Origin of the sequence: Pseudodesulfovibrio senegalensis (assembly GCF_008830225.1) — a bacterium.
GTDB classification, from domain to species: Bacteria; Desulfobacterota; Desulfovibrionia; order Desulfovibrionales; family Desulfovibrionaceae; genus Pseudodesulfovibrio; species Pseudodesulfovibrio senegalensis.
Genome location: NZ_WAIE01000003.1, coordinates 197,603 through 214,206, shown reverse-complemented (window position 1 = coordinate 214,206; position 16,604 = coordinate 197,603). Strand labels below are relative to the sequence as shown.

The 16,604-nt window shown below is 59.9% G+C and carries 19 protein-coding genes; 14 read left to right on the top strand and 5 right to left on the bottom strand.

Annotated features, from left to right (window positions below; translation table 11 throughout):
• Position 1: 1 nt before the first annotated feature.
• Both F8A88_RS09280 and F8A88_RS09275 read right to left on the bottom strand, forming a co-directional pair.
• Positions 2-1,087, bottom strand: coding sequence for an efflux RND transporter periplasmic adaptor subunit (locus tag F8A88_RS09280; protein WP_151150864.1), 1,086 nt, complete (start codon positions 1,085-1,087; stop codon positions 2-4).
• The gene (locus F8A88_RS09275) at positions 1,084-1,569 is read right to left on the bottom strand and encodes a YkgJ family cysteine cluster protein (protein WP_151150863.1); all 486 of its coding nucleotides are present in this window, start codon (positions 1,567-1,569) and stop codon (positions 1,084-1,086) included. Before F8A88_RS09275 ends, F8A88_RS09280 begins: the two co-directional genes overlap by 4 nt.
• A gap of 120 nt (positions 1,570-1,689) precedes the next feature.
• Between F8A88_RS09275 and hflK the strand changes: the two genes are divergently transcribed.
• The 5 genes from hflK (at position 1,690) to F8A88_RS09250 (ending at position 6,830) form a co-directional block, all read left to right on the top strand.
• Positions 1,690-2,763, top strand: coding sequence for an FtsH protease activity modulator HflK (hflK, locus tag F8A88_RS09270; RefSeq protein ID WP_151150862.1), 1,074 nt, complete (start codon positions 1,690-1,692; stop codon positions 2,761-2,763).
• Positions 2,764-2,778: 15 nt separating this feature from the next.
• Positions 2,779-3,630 carry a protease modulator HflC gene (gene hflC / locus F8A88_RS09265; RefSeq protein WP_151150861.1) on the top strand — a complete coding sequence of 284 codons (852 nt, stop codon included), beginning with the start codon at positions 2,779-2,781 and terminating at the stop codon, positions 3,628-3,630.
• 291 nt (positions 3,631-3,921) lie between these two features.
• Entirely contained in the window at positions 3,922-4,644 is a 723-nt protein-coding gene (locus F8A88_RS09260; protein WP_151150860.1) for a LexA family transcriptional regulator, read from the top strand.
• A 295-nt stretch (positions 4,645-4,939) separates the two neighbouring features.
• Entirely contained in the window at positions 4,940-5,842 is a 903-nt protein-coding gene (panB, locus tag F8A88_RS09255) for a 3-methyl-2-oxobutanoate hydroxymethyltransferase (protein ID WP_277752583.1), read from the top strand.
• Between the two features lie 4 nt (positions 5,843-5,846).
• Positions 5,847-6,830, top strand: a complete 984-nt coding sequence (locus F8A88_RS09250) for a hypothetical protein (RefSeq protein ID WP_151150859.1) — start codon at positions 5,847-5,849, stop codon at positions 6,828-6,830.
• A gap of 656 nt (positions 6,831-7,486) precedes the next feature.
• On the opposite strand, the gene F8A88_RS15875 is transcribed toward F8A88_RS09250, so the two are convergent.
• Complete coding sequence (locus F8A88_RS15875; protein WP_170283787.1) at positions 7,487-7,642, bottom strand: hypothetical protein; 156 nt, start codon at positions 7,640-7,642, stop codon at positions 7,487-7,489.
• 25 nt (positions 7,643-7,667) lie between these two features.
• Positions 7,668-8,150, bottom strand: coding sequence for a bactofilin family protein (locus F8A88_RS09245; RefSeq protein ID WP_151150858.1), 483 nt, complete (start codon positions 8,148-8,150; stop codon positions 7,668-7,670).
• A 321-nt stretch (positions 8,151-8,471) separates the two neighbouring features.
• Between F8A88_RS09245 and F8A88_RS09240 the strand changes: the two genes are divergently transcribed.
• The 9 genes from F8A88_RS09240 (at position 8,472) to F8A88_RS09200 (ending at position 15,236) form a co-directional block, all read left to right on the top strand.
• Positions 8,472-9,647 carry a cyclic nucleotide-binding domain-containing protein gene (locus tag F8A88_RS09240; protein WP_151150857.1) on the top strand — a complete coding sequence of 392 codons (1,176 nt, stop codon included), beginning with the start codon at positions 8,472-8,474 and terminating at the stop codon, positions 9,645-9,647.
• Positions 9,644-10,417: a motility protein A gene (locus F8A88_RS09235; RefSeq protein ID WP_151150856.1), complete on the top strand. Its 774-nt coding sequence runs from the start codon at positions 9,644-9,646 to the stop codon at positions 10,415-10,417. Before F8A88_RS09240 ends, F8A88_RS09235 begins: the two co-directional genes overlap by 4 nt.
• 11 nt (positions 10,418-10,428) lie before the next feature.
• Positions 10,429-11,136 carry an OmpA/MotB family protein gene (locus F8A88_RS09230; protein ID WP_151150855.1) on the top strand — a complete coding sequence of 236 codons (708 nt, stop codon included), beginning with the start codon at positions 10,429-10,431 and terminating at the stop codon, positions 11,134-11,136.
• A gap of 46 nt (positions 11,137-11,182) precedes the next feature.
• Positions 11,183-12,247 carry a mechanosensitive ion channel family protein gene (locus tag F8A88_RS09225; RefSeq protein ID WP_151150854.1) on the top strand — a complete coding sequence of 355 codons (1,065 nt, stop codon included), beginning with the start codon at positions 11,183-11,185 and terminating at the stop codon, positions 12,245-12,247.
• Positions 12,240-13,301 carry a magnesium/cobalt transporter CorA gene (gene corA / locus F8A88_RS09220; RefSeq protein ID WP_151150853.1) on the top strand — a complete coding sequence of 354 codons (1,062 nt, stop codon included), beginning with the start codon at positions 12,240-12,242 and terminating at the stop codon, positions 13,299-13,301. The genes F8A88_RS09225 and corA overlap by 8 nt, the downstream gene beginning before the upstream one ends.
• A gap of 80 nt (positions 13,302-13,381) precedes the next feature.
• A complete protein-coding gene (locus tag F8A88_RS09215; RefSeq protein ID WP_151150852.1) occupies positions 13,382-14,038 on the top strand; it encodes a metallophosphoesterase family protein in 657 nt (218 codons plus the stop codon).
• Positions 14,039-14,509 (top strand): 23S rRNA (pseudouridine(1915)-N(3))-methyltransferase RlmH, encoded by a 471-nt coding sequence (locus F8A88_RS09210; protein ID WP_151150851.1) that lies wholly within the window; start codon positions 14,039-14,041, stop codon positions 14,507-14,509.
• A 32-nt stretch (positions 14,510-14,541) separates the two neighbouring features.
• The gene (locus tag F8A88_RS09205) at positions 14,542-14,766 is read left to right on the top strand and encodes a hypothetical protein (RefSeq protein ID WP_151150850.1); all 225 of its coding nucleotides are present in this window, start codon (positions 14,542-14,544) and stop codon (positions 14,764-14,766) included.
• Between the two features lie 8 nt (positions 14,767-14,774).
• Entirely contained in the window at positions 14,775-15,236 is a 462-nt protein-coding gene (locus F8A88_RS09200) for an HAD family hydrolase (RefSeq protein ID WP_151151009.1), read from the top strand.
• 117 nt (positions 15,237-15,353) lie between these two features.
• Here the strand turns inward: F8A88_RS09200 and F8A88_RS09195 are convergent, their stop codons facing one another.
• Positions 15,354-16,379, bottom strand: coding sequence for a TIGR00341 family protein (locus F8A88_RS09195; protein ID WP_151150849.1), 1,026 nt, complete (start codon positions 16,377-16,379; stop codon positions 15,354-15,356).
• Positions 16,380-16,604 lie beyond the last annotated feature (225 nt).

Below are 16,604 nucleotides of genomic sequence, written 5' to 3'. Positions count from 1 at the left end.
GTCATATGCCCTTGTTGCCGAGCTTCCTGCCCGGAATGACCAGCTGCACGGCCACCGGCTGACCCTCTTCAAGCCCGGAAAGCACTTCGCTGCGTTCCAGACCCTGCAGCCCCAGTTCCGGGGTGACCTCGCGAGGCTCGCCCGCATCGGGTTCGCCCACAAAGACCACCTGCCGACCGGCAACCCACTTGAGCGCGGCATTGGGGATGCTGAGCACGTTGTCCCGGGTTTCCACGATGATCTTGCACTGGGTGGTCATTTCGGGCCGCAGAAAATCGGCCTGATGGGGGTCCACCTTCACCAGCGCACGGTAGTAGACGATATTGTCCCTGACTTCGGGCTCGGGATAAACCCGGTCCACCCGGCCGCGGAAAATGCGGTCCGCATGGGCGTCCACGGAAAACTCCACGGGCAGGCCGACGCGCACACGGCCGATGTCGGTCTCGTCCACGTATATCCACATCTCCAGCCGCTCCGGGTCCAGCACGGTGACCAGATTGGACACGTTCAGCCCGGAAACGATGGTTTCACCCTCCTGCGCGGCCACCTGACTGACGATGCCGTCCATGGGGCTGTAGATCTTGTAATAGGTACTCTGCACACGCAGGGTCTCCAGCGCAGCCCTGGCCGCGGCCGCCTCAAAACTGGCCACCCGCTCGTCCTGCAGCGCCATGTCCAGGGAATCCTGTGCTTCCAGCTTCTTCTGCACCAGCTGCCGCTTGCGGGGCAGGGTCTTGGCCGCATATGTCCGCTTGGCCTGCGCGAGCTTGAGCCGTGCCTCGGCCTCGGCTATTTTCGCACGCAATTCGCGGTCATCCACAACGGCCACGAGGTCGCCCTTTTTGACGGTGTCGCCCACCTTGACCAACACCTGCTGCAAAATGCCCGTTGCCCTGGCCCCGATCTTGATGAGAGCGCCCACCTGTGCCTTGACGATGCCCGTGGCCTGCAGCACCTTGCGCACGGCAGTCCTTTCCACCGGGGCCGTACTGATGATGCGCACGGGCTCGGCCCGATCCCGGAACATAAAGTAGGCCCCGGCTCCCAGCGCCGCCAGCATTACAACGATGACAATGGTCTTTTTCATGCCTTCTTCCCCTGTTTGCTCATCCGCTTCCGCTCCTGCCGCAAGATCATGTCAAAGGAACGCTCCCTGCCCAGCAGGCACCGCAGCGCCGTCCGAAACGTCAGGGCCTCATAACGATACCCGCAGTGGCCGGGCGGGTCCACTCCTCTGTAGTATAATGTCGGGGAAGGATACCTACTGCAAATGGACGGCCGGTTTTCGTAATCCGTGCACAGGCCGTCCTCGCCCGCGCATGAACAGGAATAGGTCAGGCAGCCGGCATCGTCCTTGCCGATGATCTCGAACCGGTCGTATTCGGGGCTTTCGCGCACCATGGATTCATGCTGGCGACGCGAGGTGACCCACTCGCCGTGGTCCATGATACGCAGATCGCGACAGCAGCGCCCGCACATGAGGCAATGCCCGGCGATGCGCACTTCGCTGCGCAGCACTTTGGCCCGCACCCAACGGAAAAAACCGCGGGAGGCATGGTACAGACTCATTTCCGTCCTCCGTCAACAAAGCCCCAGACCGGCCAGAAGCAAAATGCATTTGCAATTTTCGTATTATTGTTCACGGGACTTCTTGACCTGCGCCATGTGAACGCCTACTTATTCAGTATTATGAATTGGGACTGGGAAAAACTCCAAAAGCAGCGGCAGGGGAACACCGGCGGTACGCCCCCCGGTTTTGACGACTTCAACGAACAGTTCAAAAAGCTCAAAAGCTTCAAGCTGCCCGGAGGGAAGATCGTTCTCCTTGCCGTGGCCCTGTTGTGGCTGCTTTCCGGCATCTACATAGTAGAGCCGGACGAAGTGGGCGTTGTCAAACGTTTTGGCGCGTTTTCGCGCATCACCACATCCGGGCCGCACTACCACATTCCCTATCCGGTGGAAAGTGTGCTCACACCAAAAGTGACCCAGATCCGCCGCATAGAAATGGGGTTCCGCTCCATGACCCGCAACCGGTCCGTGCCGTTCAGGCAGGGACAGGAACGCGGCGTGCCGGATGAATCGCTCATGCTCACCGGCGACGAAAACATCGTCAGCGTGCAGTTCATCGTCCAGTATCTGATCAAGGACGCCAAGGATTACCTCTTCAACGTCAAGGACGTGGAGGCCACCATCAAGAACGCGGCCAGCGCGGCCATGCGCGAGGTCATCGGCAAGAGCAAGATCGATGACGCGCTGACCACGGGCAAGCAGGAAATCCAGGCATCCACCCGCGAACTCATGCAACACATTCTGGACCTCTACAAATCCGGAATCAGCATCGTGGCCGTGCAGATGCAGAACGTGCATCCGCCGGATCAGGTGGTGGACGCGTTCAAGGACGTGGCCTCGGCCCGCGAGGACAAGAGCCGCTTCATCAACGAAGCACAGGCCTACAGCAACGACATCCTGCCCAAGGCCCGGGGACAGGCGGCCCGCATCACCAACGCGGCGCAGGCTTACAGCGAAGCCAAGATCCGCAGGTCTCAGGGTGAGGCGTCCCGCTTCCTGGCTGTGCTCAAGGAGTACAAAAAGGCCAAGGACATCACCAGGCGCAGACTCTATCTTGAAACCATGGAGTCCATTCTCTCCAACCCGGACGCGGAAAAGCTGATCCTTTCCGACGACGCGCTGAAGAAATCCATTCCCTATCTGCCGCTGGACACGGTCCGCCGAGGCAAAACCGCCGACACGGCCAAGCAATAGGGAGAAGGTGCCTACATGAACAAAAAATCCGCATTGCTGATCATACTCATATTGGTGGGAACCATTGTCCTGACGCAAAGCGTCTTCACCGTGGACCAGACCGAAGAAGCCCTTGTTCTGCAACTGGGCAAGCCCGTGTACCCGGACCCGCTCGGTCCCGGGCTGCACTTCAAGCTGCCGCTGGTGCAGGACGTGGTCTATTTCGACTCGCGCATACTGGACTATGACGCCAAGCCCGAGGAAATCACCACCGAAGACAAGAAATACATGAACATCGACAGCTTCGCCAAATGGCGCATCGCCAACCCGCTGGTCTTCTACCAGAAGGTGCGCACCATTCCCGGCGCGCAGGCACGGCTGGACGACATCATCCGCTCCCAGTTGCGCGTGAGCCTCGGCCGCTATACGCTCATCGAGGTGGTTTCGCGCAAGCGCCCCGAGATCATGACCAACGTGACCGCCCGGACCAAGAAACAGCTGGAACCCTACGGCATCGAGGTCATTGACGTGCGCATCAAACGCACGGACCTGCCCCCGGAAAACGCCACCGCCATCTTCGGCCGCATGAAGGCCGAACGCGAACGGCAGGCCAAGCAGTACCGTTCCGAAGGTCAGGAAGCCATGGCACGCATCAAGGCCAAGGCGGACAAGGAACGCAGCATCATCCTTGCCGAAGCGGAAAAACAGGCCGAAGAACAGCGCGGGCAGGGCGACGCCAAGGCCACGGCAATCTATGCCGAAGCCCTTGGTCAGTCTCCGGAATTCTATGGATTCATGCGCAGTCTCGATGCCTACCGGAAGAGCTTCAAGGATAAATCCCGGTTCATTTTCACACCGGAATCTCCGTTCCTGAAATACTTCCAATAAATTTATAAAGCATACACATATAGTATAAATTCCATTAAAAACGGGGCGATCGAATAGATTGCCCCGTTTTTAATGCATTTTTCTGTTTCAATAGCCGTTCCTGGTCTTGACATGCCTAGGACTTTCCCCCAATCTGTACTAGGGGTTTCCCCCAAGGGTGTATCGGCAAGGCCAAGAAATGTCGCCACTGGCACCCATTTTATGCAGGGAGCAGTACAGACGACGGCACCCTAAAAAAATACGCACAAGACGTTTCCATATCGAGAAACGTCACATTCAGGAGTAAAGATTATGCCCAAACAAAAGAAAAAATGCGACGAGGCCCAACGCAAATGGTTCGAAGATGCGCTTGAGCGTATCAAAAAGGCCACCGGCGCCCGCACCCAGGTGCAGTTGGCCGAAGTGCTCGACGTCCGCCAGTCCAGCATTTCCGACGCAAAACGCCGTTGCTCCATTCCGGCGGAGTGGTTCCTCAAACTCTACCGCAGCCATGGGCTGGACCCGGACTGGCTGGCTGACGGCGTTGAGCCTGTCTACATCAACGCCAGCAAGGCCAAAATCCCTGCGGACACCATCCTGCGCGAAGCGCCCACGCCCTATGGCCGCATGAACTCCCGCGGTCGCGTTGTTTCTGTTTCCTCGGTTGCGGGCGCACAGACCGAAAGCAACACATGGGCTCCCCAGCCCCTTGAGGAACTGTCCATCCCCGAATCCTTTTTCCGGCCGCAGCTGCAGGTGATCCGCATGGATTCCGCAAACATGGAGCCGGTCATTGCCCGAGGCGCATTCGTGGGAATCGATCAGGCCCAGAAACAGCATCCGGACGGCGACATCGTGGCCGTGCACTTCCCGCATCAGGGCCTGATGATCCGCAGAGCCTACCTGCGCGACGGTGAATTTCTGCTCAAGGCGGACAACCCCCAGCACAGCGACCTGACCATTCCGGCCGAAGAAATGGCCGAACGCACCCTGGGCCGGGTCATCTGGGTACTCCAGAACCTTGCCCCCATGTAGGGAACGCACCCTCTTTCAACAAACGGCAGACGCCGCCGCCCGCACGGGTGGCGGCGTTTTTTTGGGGCAAGCCCCCCTGGTCCGGCAGGTTGCCGAAAAAGGGGCAGGGCGTAAGGAAAGAACCGGTCCGACGCGTACAACAACATACGCGAGGGGTCGCTCTTTTTGCACCAATGCCGCCATGGGCCCTTTCTCGGCAACCTCAAGTTTTCTCCTTTGCCACACGGCTCCCATTTGTCTATGATCGTCTTTTCAATCATCGGGCCATTGCGCCCCCATCCTTCCGGAGGAATCAGTGTCTCAGGACAAAGCACAGGACAAGCCCTACGGCGGCAACGCCCCCAAAAAGGCGATCACCGCCCCCGGCATCACGGCCATGAAAGGCTCGGACCGCAAGATCGCGTGCCTGACCGCATATGATTACGCCACGGGAATCACCGCGGACGAGTCGGGTGCGGACCTGATTCTGGTGGGCGATTCTCTGGCCATGGTAGTCCTCGGCCACGAGGACACGCTGTCCGTGACCATGGACGAGATGATCCATCATACCCGAGCGGCCTCGCGCGGGGTAAGCCAAGCACTGCTGGTGGCGGACATGCCGTTCATGTCCTACCACCTGAGCGTGGAACAGGCCGTGGCCAATGCCGGGAGACTGGTACAGGAAGGCCGCGCCAAGGCTGTCAAACTGGAAGGCGGCGGCACGGTCGTCGAAAAAATACGCGCCATTGTGGATGCGGGCATTCCGGTCATGGGCCATCTGGGCCTGACTCCGCAACACGTCAACCGCTTCGGCGGCTTCAAGATGCAGGGCAAAAACGCCGCTGACGTACAGCAACTGCTGGACGACGCCATGGCCCTGGAAGAGGCGGGCGCATTCTCGCTGGTGCTGGAAGCCATGCCCGTGGAGGCGGCCGAACTGGTCACCGAGCACGTCGGCATTCCCACCATCGGCATCGGCGCAGGCAACGTCACGGACGGACAGATTCTTGTCTGGCACGACGTGCTGGGCATGTTCGACCGCTTCACCCCGAGGTTCGTACGCACCTACGCGGAGCTGGGCAAGGATGCCACGGCAGCCCTGACCCGCTACTGCGAAGATGTTCGCTACCACCGCTTCCCCGCGGAAAAGCACACCTCGCACATGGCCGAAGAGGAAACCGGAGCCATGAAAAAGATCAAAATCCGCAAGCGCAAGTAGGCCCATGGAACCATTGACCTGGGCCATCGTCTACAAAGGCCTGCTGATGCCCCTTTCCCGGCTCGTGCTGTTCATCAGCGCGGGCCTGTTCGTGGGCATTCTCATCGAGACGCTGAACTGGACGCGGTTCATGGCCATCCTTGCTGCGCCCATCGCCCGGTTCGGCCGCCTCAAGGACGTTGCCGCGGCCAGCTTTTCCATGGCCTTTTTCTCGGGATTCACGGCCAACAACATGCTGGCCGAGGCCTACGACAAGAAGCAGCTTTCGGACAAGGAGCTGGTCTTTTCCAACCTGTTCAACAGTTTTCCGGTCTTCTGCCAGCACCTGCCCAGCCTCTACGGCATCATCCTCGGGTATTTCAGCGCCACGCCGCACGTGGGCTGGACCTATGTGGGGATCACGCTTTCGGCCGCATTCTTGCGCACGCTGGTCATCGTATTCGTGGGCCACTTCGCCCTGCCGCCGCTGGATGAAGGCTGCATCCCCTGCCGGCTGGAAGAGGCGGAAAAGAAACGCGGCAAAAAGCATCCGCTGCTGCTGGCCTGGGAACGCTTTCGCAAACGGCTGCCCAAGATCGCCTTCATCACCATCCCCATCTACACGGCCATCTTTTTTGCCCGGCACTACGGGCTTTTTCATTACATCGAACAAAGCCTGGGCCAAAACATGGGCATGCTCGATTTTCTGCCTCCCGAGGCCCTGAGCATCATCGCCGTGCAACTGCTGGGTGAAATCCACGGCAGCCTGACCCTTGCCGCGGCCCTGTTGGGCGAAGGCGTGCTCACCGCGCCGCAGGTCATACTGGCCATGCTGGTGGCCAACATCCTCTCGTCCCCCATGCGGGCCGTGCGCCACCAGTTCCCGTATTACGCCGGAATCTTCCGGCCGCGCATGGGCCTCAAGCTCATCGTCTTCAACCAGACCCTGCGCGCCGCAAGCATCACCCTGCTGGCCATCGGCTACCTGCTGCTGGTCTATCCGGGCTAGCGCACTTCGTGCACACATGTGCACACCATTGTGCAAAAAAATGCAGAAAACTTTGCACAAGTGCGCAGATTATGAATCAATAAACACTTGAAATAAAAAGATTATAATGTTTGGCACGCGCCATGCTTATGTGATTCCAACAAGGACGAACAAGGCATGAAATCAGCACCCAACATACTGATCAACGCGGCCCTCCGGTTGCGTACGTTTTTTCAGAGCCGGCCCCTCTCATTCCGGCAGAAAAAACGTGCATGCACGCTCGTTCTTGCAACGGGGACCTGTTCCCGCACCGCAGAACGCCTCGGCGTCCATTGCCCCCTCGTGGGCGTACCTGTCCGAACCTCCCCACCCTCCCCTCGTGTCGGACAACTCCCCAACCGGTACGCTTGCAACCGGGTACGCTGCGGCATGCGGCACAGGTCATAAGAAAGCCCGCATCGCGGCGGTCCGGCATCCGAACCTGCCGGGCCGCCCAGCGGGGCGGTCTCCCGAACAAGGCCGTACATCGGCCATCGCCAATAATCCCCTCCCCTTCATACGAAACAGGCCCGCCCGGGCCTGTTTCTTTTTTCGCCTCTGCCGCCAGCAAAAAAAGAGCACAAAAAAAAGGGCGGTCAGCAAACCGCCCTTTTTCAAAAAATCCAGGGAACGAAAAACTACTTCTTCTTGCCCTGCTTGATCTCGCGAATCTCGGCAACACCTTCGGAAAGTGAACGGATATGGCGCTGGCGTTCCAGTTCCACATCCAGACGATTTTCAGCCTTGAAAACCGGACGTTCCCGTCCATTCACAATGACTACCAGTTCATACATATCAAAACCCTCCTGCCTGTTCCGGCTACTGTACGCCGGATACGGCCTGTTGTTCCTGATCGTCCACGGATTCGTCGGTTCCTTCAAACGAATCGGCGGTGGTCGAGAAATCCGCGCGAACCACGTTGGTGGCCGGGAAACTCACTCCGGAGCCGGCCATGGAGATATTGCCGTCAAGAACGGCTCCCTGCTCCACCACCAGCTTCTCGGCAACAAGGCTGCCGTCCAGCGCGGATGTCTTCTGGAGAACCGCCTTGCCGCGGACTTCGACATCGCCGTCGATGCGGCCGCACGAATTCAGTTCGCCCACGCGCACAACACCCTTGATGGAGGCTTCGCGCCCCAGCACAAGGGTTCCGTCCGTGGAAATCTCACCTTCAAAGGAGCCGTCTATACGGACAGTGCCGACAAAGTCAAGCTTGCCGCGATATTCCGTGCCGACCCCGAGAAAGGCGTTCAGCTCCCCGTGGTTGACTTCATTACCGTTTTTCTTTCCGAAAAGTGCCATGTGTGAACCTCGCATGCGACCGGAACGCGCCGAAATTTCGACACGCCGACCTGAACTCTGTACTGATAGTGAATAATATATGGCTACAGCTTCGTGATGTGGAATCTATATACAGCCGTGAGCTTTGTCCACAAGAGACTTGCTTTTTTTGACGCGATTCTGCGCCCGTTCGCCACAGGACAACGTCCACACCAACCGGAGCGGAATATTTCCAACAGACGTTTTCCCCTGTATGCGATTGTACTTTTTCTAAATAATGGATAGCATAGTGAATCTTTCTTACGGTTCGGCCATAACGCACGGGATGATCAAGGGGAGATCATGACCACCAAGCAGAATGTTCGCAACATCAAGGTCTTTTACAAGGACCAGAGTATTTTCCGGGAAGGCCAGCAGGCAGGACACGCCTACATGGTCAAAAAAGGCACAGTGACCCTCTACCGCACGGACGGCAACCGCAAGGTGGTGCTGGACCGCGTTGGCAAGGGCGAAATCTTCGGGGAAAAGGGTGCATTGACCGGCTCGGTACGCAGTTCTTCGGCAGAAGCCGCGGAATACTGCGAACTGATGATCCTCACCGAACAGATCATCCAAACCCTGCTGGACCGCTGCCCCAAGACCATACAGCACCTCACGCGCCTGCTCATCGAACGGCTCAAAAAACAGGCCCGCATCAGCAACGCCAATGTATGCCGCAGCACGTTCCTGAGTATCTGCCGCATACTGGAACTGGCGTGGCGCGCCCATGCCAACATGCCGCCGGCACAGGCCAAGCGCACGCCCAACCACAAGCAGGGCATGCGTCTTGCCGACCTCTCGCGCGAGATCAAGGATATCCTGCTGGTCTCGGAGGCGGACATCCGCTCGGCCGTGGACCAACTCTACCGGCTCAAGCTCGTGGACTGCACCCGCACCAAAAGCGCCAAGGCCTTTGAAGACATGTTCATCCGCATCAAGGACGCGGACAACTTCTTCCATGTGGCCTCCAACCTGCACAAGGAACTGAGCCGCAACAGCACGCCAGAACCTGAACTGGAATACGTGGACATCTTCGACTTTGCCGAAGACGTGCAGGCCGATCCCCAAATCCTGTACAAGAAAATCGCGGCCGGGGAGATCCCCGAAAGCCTGTTTTTCTTCCACAAACAGGGCGCGCTGACCTGGGCTTCGGAACAGCCCGAAGACTTTTTCAAAAAGGTCAAGCGCAAACGCAAGAAACTGGAAGAGCTGGAAGACGTGAACGACATCGTTTTCGTGGACAACACCACGCTCAAGCAGGTGTTTTCGCAAATAGGCTACTACAAGCTGGGCGTACTCATGACCCTTGCGGACGAGGACGCCCGCAAGAAGATCGACGCCAACCTGGCCAAGAAGATCGCCCGCATCGTGCGCGAGGAAGCGGAAAACCGCGCCACGGTGGAGGACGCCGAGGCCGAGGACGTGCAGGACGAACTCATTGAACTGATCAGGACCGTCAAGGGAGGCAAGGCCTCGTGAACATCGCGACCATCTTCGGAATCGTGGCGGGCATAGGCGTGCTCTGCACGGCCACCTTCTTTGCCACGGACTCGGTGCAGGTCTTCATCAACCTGCCCGGGCTGGCCATTGTGCTGGGCGGCACCATCGCGGCCACCTTCATCTGCTATCCTCTGCGGGAAGTCATGCGCGTGTTCGCCCTGTTCATGACCGCGTTCACGGCCGAGGAACTGCCCATCGCCAACTACATCAAGGTGCTGGTGCAGATTTCCAAGAACGTGGCCGGCAAGGGCGACGAACAGCTGGAACGCTCCATCAAGAAAATCGACAACGAATTCCTGCGCGACGGCCTGCAAATGCTGGTTGATGGATACAGCAAAGAAGAACTGCGCGAAATCCTTGACAATCGCATACAGCAATACCACGATCAGGAACTCTTTGCCACGGGCATCTACCGGACCATGGCCGCGCTTTCACCGGCGTTCGGCATCATCGGCACGCTCATCGGGCTCATCGCCATGATGCAGGCCATGGGCGACGACATCACGCGTATCGGCCCGGGCATGGCCACGGCCCTGACCACCACGCTCTACGGCGTGCTCTTCGCTAACCTCATCTACCTGCCCATCGCCACCAAGGTGGAACGCAGGGTGGAGGAACGCACCATCCTCATGTGCGTGTTCCGCGACGGCATCCTGCACATCAAGGACAAGACCCCGGCCGCCATCATCACAGACAAGCTCAAGGGCTACCTGCCGCCCAGAAAATGGTCGTCCATCACGGCCCGCTGACGGAGCACGCCATGCAGCGCCCCTTCATACCCGCACCGCACCACCGCAAGAAAGAGCCCTCCAACTGGGCGCTCTCCTTTGCGGACATGATGACCCTGCTGCTCTGCTTTTTCGTACTCATGCTCACGGTTTCCAAGGTGGACCCGGCCCGGTACGAGGCGGTTTCCTCCATCATGGCCGAGGCCATGAAAGGCAAGGACGCGCCTTCCATCCGCGAAAAGAACGCCCCGGTCACGCCGGAAGCCAAAAAAAAGAACCTCTTCGAGCTGCAACTGGAACTGGCGAAGCTCATCGGCAACGAGACCGAGGCGCTCTCCCTGAAGCTGCGGCCGGACGCCGTGGCCGTGAACCTCAAGGGCGCCGCATTCTTCAAGTCCGGGGACGCCACCCTGACCTCCCGGGCCGTGATCATTCTGGACAAGCTGGCAAAGCCGCTCGTCAACCAGAACTACCGCCTGACCATCGAGGGCCATTCCGACAACCTGCCCATCCATTCGGACAAGTTTCCCTCCAACTGGGAACTCTCCTCGGCCCGGGCCTCGTCCGTGGCCCGTTTCCTGATCGCCAACGGCTTCCCGCCCGAGCGCATCAAGGTCACCGGTCTGGCCGACACCCGCCCGCTGGCCCCGAACACGGACAACAAGGGCAACTCCATACCGGAAAACCAGGCCAAAAACAGGCGCGTGGTCATTCTGGTGGCTCCCGCACCCCGGACCTGATCCCGCGATATTTGCCTCCGCAAGGCAATGTGCTATCCATAAGGGCATGAAACTCCTTGCCACCATGAAGACCACCGCGTCATCGATCCTTGCCAACCCGCACACCACGGAAATTGCCGTGGGCGCGGTGCTGCTGATCCTCGGCCTCGTGGCCGTTTCCGCATTCTGCCGCATACTGAACAACCGCCTGAAACGTGTTTCCGGCATCCGGGTTGACCCGGAATTCCTCGACCAGACCCTCACCTCGCTGCGCTGGACCCTGTGGACGGCCGCCGCATTCGCCTTTTTCCGATCCCTGCCTTTGAGCAAAGGCGTGGAATCCGCCGGGGGCAACATCTTCCTGATCCTGTTCACGTTCCTGCTGGTGTCCCTGTCCGTGGACACGCTCAAGCTGGCGCTGGACACCAACCTGCGGCGCAAGGGCACGACCCTGCCCGAACACCGGGGGCGCGCCATCCTGCCCATCATCAAGGGCACGGCGTGGCTGCTCGGGCTGGCCTTCATACTGGACAACTTCGGGGTCAAGATCGGCACCATCATGGCCGGTCTCGGACTGGCGGGCGTTGCCGTGGGCTTTGCGGCACAGGCCATACTGGGCGACCTGTTCAGCTATTTCGCCATCCTGTTCGACAAACCCTTCCGCATCGGCGACTTCATCATCGTGGACAACCTGCGCGGAACGCTGGAACACACGGGGCTGAAAACATCCCGGCTGCGCAGCCTTGACGGCGAACAGATCATCATCTCCAACTCGGACCTCACGGGCTCGCGCGTGAAAAACTACCGCCGCATGCGGCGGCGCAGGATATGCTTCGGCTTCGGGGTTCTCTATTCCACGGGTTCGGACAAGCTGGAGGCCATCCCGGACATGGTGCGCGCCATCGTGGACGAACTGCCGCTGGCCACGCTGGACCGCGTGCACTTCCACCGCTTCGGGGATTCCAGTCTGGATTTCGAGGTGGTCTATTACGTGGAATCGCCGGAATACAACGACTACATGGACACGCAGCAGGCCATCAATCTGGCTCTTGTTCGGCGATTCGAGGCCGAGGGCATAGGATTCGCCTTCCCCACCCGCACCGTGCACATGGCCGGAGGCAACAATGCTTGAATCCCTGAAATGGTTCACCCTGAAGCGGGACATCGCCCCCGGCAGCCTCATCTACGCCGGGAAAAAGCGCGACTTCGACCCCGTGGTTTCCGAACTGGCCTACAATGCGGACGGCATTATCCGGGAATCCTCGCCGGCCGTTTTCGAAAACGTGCGCATTGCGCCGGGAACCACCACGCTCCTGCACTGCATCGGCGTCCATGACCCGGCCACGATACGCAGCATGGGCTCGGTGGCATCCATACCGTCCATCACGCTAGAAGACGTTATGAACACGGCCCAGCGCCCCAAACTGGAATGGCTGGAAAACGGCATCTTCGTGATCCTGCGCGACATGTCCTTTGACGAACCGACCAACACGCTCAGCCAGCAGCAGATTTCCCTGTTCTGGAACGACGACATGGTCCTGCTGTTTCAGGAAACCGACACCCGCCGATTCCGGGGCGTCATGGAACGAATCCGCACGGGAAGCGGCAAAATGCGAGGCGCAGGCGGGCACTATCTGGCCGTGGCCCTGATCGACGCGATCATCGACAACCATTTTGCCACGCTCCACGCCATGAGCGAACAGGCCCAGAAACTGGAAGATTCCCTGCAGGACAGGCAAACCGAAAAACGATTGAACGCCCTGTATACGCTCCGGCGCGAAGCCGTGGTCATGCGCAACGCCCTGCTGCCCATGCGTGAGGTGTTCAGGGAGCTCTGCTCGGCCCCGCAGGCGGAGTTGCCGCCATCGGCGGAAGCCTATCTGCGCGATGTGGGCGACCACGCCACCCAGACCGGGGATTCGGTTCTGGCGCTGGCAGACATCATGGCCGGCATGATCGAACTGCAGATATCCCTTGCCGGTCTCAAGACCAACCGCATCATGCAGATCCTGACGCTGGTGTCCACCATCTTCATACCGCTGACGTTCATCGCCGGAATATACGGCATGAACTTCGAGTTCATGCCCGAACTCAAATGGCGATACGGCTACTTCATAACCCTTGGCGCCATGGGGGTGACGGCCGTGGGCATGCTGATGCTCTTTTTGCGCAACCGCTGGCTCTGATCCCGGCAAAAATATTTTGAAAGCCCGGACGTTTCCCCGTATCCTGCCCGGACGCACAGCCCAGATGCACAGGAGGACACATGCACTGGATAGCCCTTGGCGACATTCACGAATCAACAAGCATCTTTGATGAAATCCCGGACCTGGACACGGCCCGGGGAGTGATCATCACCGGCGACATCACCAACCGGGGCACCCCGGCCGCGGCGCGGTCCGTGCTCAGCGCCCTGCGTCGGCACAACCCCAACCTGCTGGCCCAGCCCGGCAACATGGACACCGAAGACGTGGCCGAGCTGCTGCGCGAGGAAGGCATCGACCTGCACTGCCGCGTCCACGAACTGGCCCCGGGGCTGGGCATCATGGGCGTTGGCTATTCCACCCCCACCCCGTTCAACACGCCGGGCGAAGTGGATGAGGAGGTCCTTGCCGAGTGGCTGGACCAGACCCACGCCCAGGCCGGGCGGTTCGAGAAACTCATCGTGGTCGTTCACGAGCCTCCGGGCCAGAGCCGACTGGACGTGCTCGGCAACGGGCAGCACGTGGGCAGCATGGCCGTGCGCCGCTTCATCGAACGCGCCATGCCCGAACTGGTCATCACCGGCCACATCCACGAATCCGGCGGCACCGACATCGTGGGCCAAACCATGGTCATCAACCCCGGCATGGCCGCGGGCGGCGGCTACGTGCGCATAGACTTCGCCAACGGCCAGCTTTCGGCCCGGCTGGAGAACGTGTAAATGCGCGCAGTGGGATTCATCTGGGTGGGCAAGCCCAAGGAAAAATTCTACCGCGAAGGATGCGAGCACTACTGGAAAAAACTCTCCCGCTTCTTCAAGCTGGAACAGAGCGTGATCAAGGACGGGCCGGGCAAACTCCCGGCGGCCCAGCGCAACGAGGTAGAGGGCAAGGGCATCATATCCAAAGCCAACCCCTCGGACATGCTGATCATCCTCGATGAATTCGGCGAACGGCTGACCTCCCGCAAGCTGGCCGCCCATCTGCAGCAATGGACCGACGACCCGAACCTGCGGCCCACGTTCGTCATCGGCGGCCCGTTCGGACTCTCCGACGAGGTCAAGAACGCGGCGCGCAAGACCGTGCGCCTCAGCGACATGACCCTGCCCCACGAGCTGGCGCGGCTGGTGTTGCTGGAACAGATTTACCGGGCAGGCACCATCATGCGCAACATGCCCTATCACCACGACTGACGGCCCGCAGGCCGCACACAAGCGAGGACATCATGCTGGATACGGATTACCTGAATCGACTGGAAACCTATTTCAAGGACGGGGACTGCCAATTCGAATTCGACAACGGGGACGAGGAACGCAGGCTGGCCATCCTCGACTTTCTGGAAAAGCTCATGGAACTGGGCGAGCAGGCCGATGAGCTGGCCACAAAGCTCATCTTCAAGGGCGGGCTGGCCGCGCTGGCAGGCGGCGGCGCACCACAGGACGGAGAATAGCCGTGCGCATGGACATCCCGGGTTTCGGCACACTGGACCTCGACCACGTGGTGCTGGACTTCAACGGCACCATTGCCGAAGACGGCGAGTTGCTGCCCGGGGTTGCCGAACGCATCCGCGCTCTGGCCAAAACCATGAACGTGTGCGTTGTCACGGCCGACACCCACGGCACCTGCGCAGACAAACTCAACGGCCTGCCCTGCCGGGTATCGGTCATCGGCGCGGGCGACGAAGCCCACGCCAAGCTGAAATACGTGCGCTCACTGGGCGCAGAGCGCTGTGCGGCCTTCGGCAACGGAGCCAACGACGGCCTCATGCTCAAGGATTGTGCGCTGGGCGTGGCCGTGGTGCAGACGGAATGTGCCTGCGCGCAGACCATTGCGGCAGCGGACATGGTGGCCACGAGCATAGACAACGGGCTGGACCTGTTGCTCCGGCCCGCGCGGTTGCTGGCCGGGTTGCGCCGCTGATCGCCCCTGCCTTTGTGCCACGGGCGGGGACGGTTCTGCGCTGGCACACGAAGAAACGCTCCGGCAACCTGCCGCGGCCGAACGCGCAACGCGGCATGGCGCAGCAGCCGACCGCATCTATCGTCCTTCGTACACCATGAGGACCACAAGGGCCGCGAGAAGAAGGGTCCACAGGATGGCGGCACGCCATGCCCCGTTCTTGGCCTGTTCCTTGTCCCACCACGAAAGCGGCTGAATTCCGAAAAGAATGAAGGTGACGACGCCCGCAAGGTTGAGACAGATGACGTTGGCCAGAAAAAGCATGCCCGCACCCAGGGCATGGGGCATCATGCCGGCACCAAAAAAAAGCCCGCTTGCCACAAGGGGCGGCAGCAGCGACAAGGCCACCATCACGCCGACCAGCGACGTGGGCACGCCCTGGGTCACGGTGACGATGCCCGCAGCGCCCGACACGATGGCGAGTATGATATCCGAATAGGAAATGACGCTTCGTGCCGCGAGCTCGTCCGTGACATGGGGAATTCCCAGCAACAGCCCGGCGGCCGCCGCAAGGAAAAAACAGAGGGCGATGCCGACGGTCATGGTCTTCAGCGATTCCATGCTCAGCTTTTTGTCTCCCAACGTGGTTGCCAGCGAAAGCCCCACGTTCGGACCGAGCAGCGGCGCAAGGACCATGGCCCCGATGATGATGGCCACGTTGCCGCGCAAAAGCCCGATGATGGCCACCAGCGACGACAGCAGCACGAGAATGACATAATTTCTGGAGAGCAGCGTGGTGTCGAGAACGTCTGCGTAGAGTTCCTCCCGGCTTATCCTGTTCTTCTTGGGTTCGCTCTCTTTCGGGGCAGGCGTGAACTCGTTCTTGTCTTCGCTGGCAAGCTTGTCCAACCGGGGGATGGTGGCCTCCGCCGGATACACGACGATCCGGTACTTGTCGGTCCACGCAAAAAGCTGTTCGAACTTGTCCAGTACGTTTTCGGTATCCTGAACATCGAGAATCATGCGAAAGGAAATTCCCTCGCCCCTTTCCAGGGGTGAAGCCCAGAACACATACCCTTCGTCGGTCCGGTGTTCCTCAAGGGACCTGACAACGTCGTCCTTGTCCGAACGCGGGGTCACTATTTCGATAACACGCAAAGCCATGATGCCGCACCTCGTGTTGGAATGTCCCAAAAGTTACCAGAAAGGACCGGGCAAGTACATGCGCACGCATCCGGAACGCCCCGGCAGACGCAGCAAGGGGCCATGCTCCCGCGGTCACGCATGCGAAGGTTCTTGTGCTTCCCCTCTCCCTGAAAAACCGCCCTGCTGCGGCCGGCCCAACAAAAAAGGGCCGGTTGCCCGGCCCCTTGTTTTCGTTGTGCGCCA

What these genes read in the sequence shown, in the direction of transcription:
- F8A88_RS09280 (WP_151150864.1), bottom strand. Translation starts at nt 1,087, where the DNA reads ATGAAAAAGACCATTGTCATCGTTGTAATGCTGGCGGCGCTGGGAGCC.
- F8A88_RS09275 (WP_151150863.1), bottom strand. Translation starts at nt 1,569, where the DNA reads ATGAGTCTGTACCATGCCTCCCGCGGTTTTTTCCGTTGGGTGCGGGCC.
- hflK (WP_151150862.1), top strand. Translation starts at nt 1,690, where the DNA reads ATGAATTGGGACTGGGAAAAACTCCAAAAGCAGCGGCAGGGGAACACC.
- hflC (WP_151150861.1), top strand. Translation starts at nt 2,779, where the DNA reads ATGAACAAAAAATCCGCATTGCTGATCATACTCATATTGGTGGGAACC.
- F8A88_RS09260 (WP_151150860.1), top strand. Translation starts at nt 3,922, where the DNA reads ATGCCCAAACAAAAGAAAAAATGCGACGAGGCCCAACGCAAATGGTTC.
- F8A88_RS09250 (WP_151150859.1), top strand. Translation starts at nt 5,847, where the DNA reads ATGGAACCATTGACCTGGGCCATCGTCTACAAAGGCCTGCTGATGCCC.
- F8A88_RS15875 (WP_170283787.1), bottom strand. Translation starts at nt 7,642, where the DNA reads ATGTATGAACTGGTAGTCATTGTGAATGGACGGGAACGTCCGGTTTTC.
- F8A88_RS09245 (WP_151150858.1), bottom strand. Translation starts at nt 8,150, where the DNA reads ATGGCACTTTTCGGAAAGAAAAACGGTAATGAAGTCAACCACGGGGAG.
- F8A88_RS09240 (WP_151150857.1), top strand. Translation starts at nt 8,472, where the DNA reads ATGACCACCAAGCAGAATGTTCGCAACATCAAGGTCTTTTACAAGGAC.
- F8A88_RS09230 (WP_151150855.1), top strand. Translation starts at nt 10,429, where the DNA reads ATGCAGCGCCCCTTCATACCCGCACCGCACCACCGCAAGAAAGAGCCC.
- F8A88_RS09225 (WP_151150854.1), top strand. Translation starts at nt 11,183, where the DNA reads ATGAAACTCCTTGCCACCATGAAGACCACCGCGTCATCGATCCTTGCC.
- corA (WP_151150853.1), top strand. Translation starts at nt 12,240, where the DNA reads ATGCTTGAATCCCTGAAATGGTTCACCCTGAAGCGGGACATCGCCCCC.
- F8A88_RS09215 (WP_151150852.1), top strand. Translation starts at nt 13,382, where the DNA reads ATGCACTGGATAGCCCTTGGCGACATTCACGAATCAACAAGCATCTTT.
- F8A88_RS09210 (WP_151150851.1), top strand. Translation starts at nt 14,039, where the DNA reads ATGCGCGCAGTGGGATTCATCTGGGTGGGCAAGCCCAAGGAAAAATTC.
- F8A88_RS09205 (WP_151150850.1), top strand. Translation starts at nt 14,542, where the DNA reads ATGCTGGATACGGATTACCTGAATCGACTGGAAACCTATTTCAAGGAC.
- F8A88_RS09200 (WP_151151009.1), top strand. Translation starts at nt 14,775, where the DNA reads ATGGACATCCCGGGTTTCGGCACACTGGACCTCGACCACGTGGTGCTG.
- F8A88_RS09195 (WP_151150849.1), bottom strand. Translation starts at nt 16,379, where the DNA reads ATGGCTTTGCGTGTTATCGAAATAGTGACCCCGCGTTCGGACAAGGAC.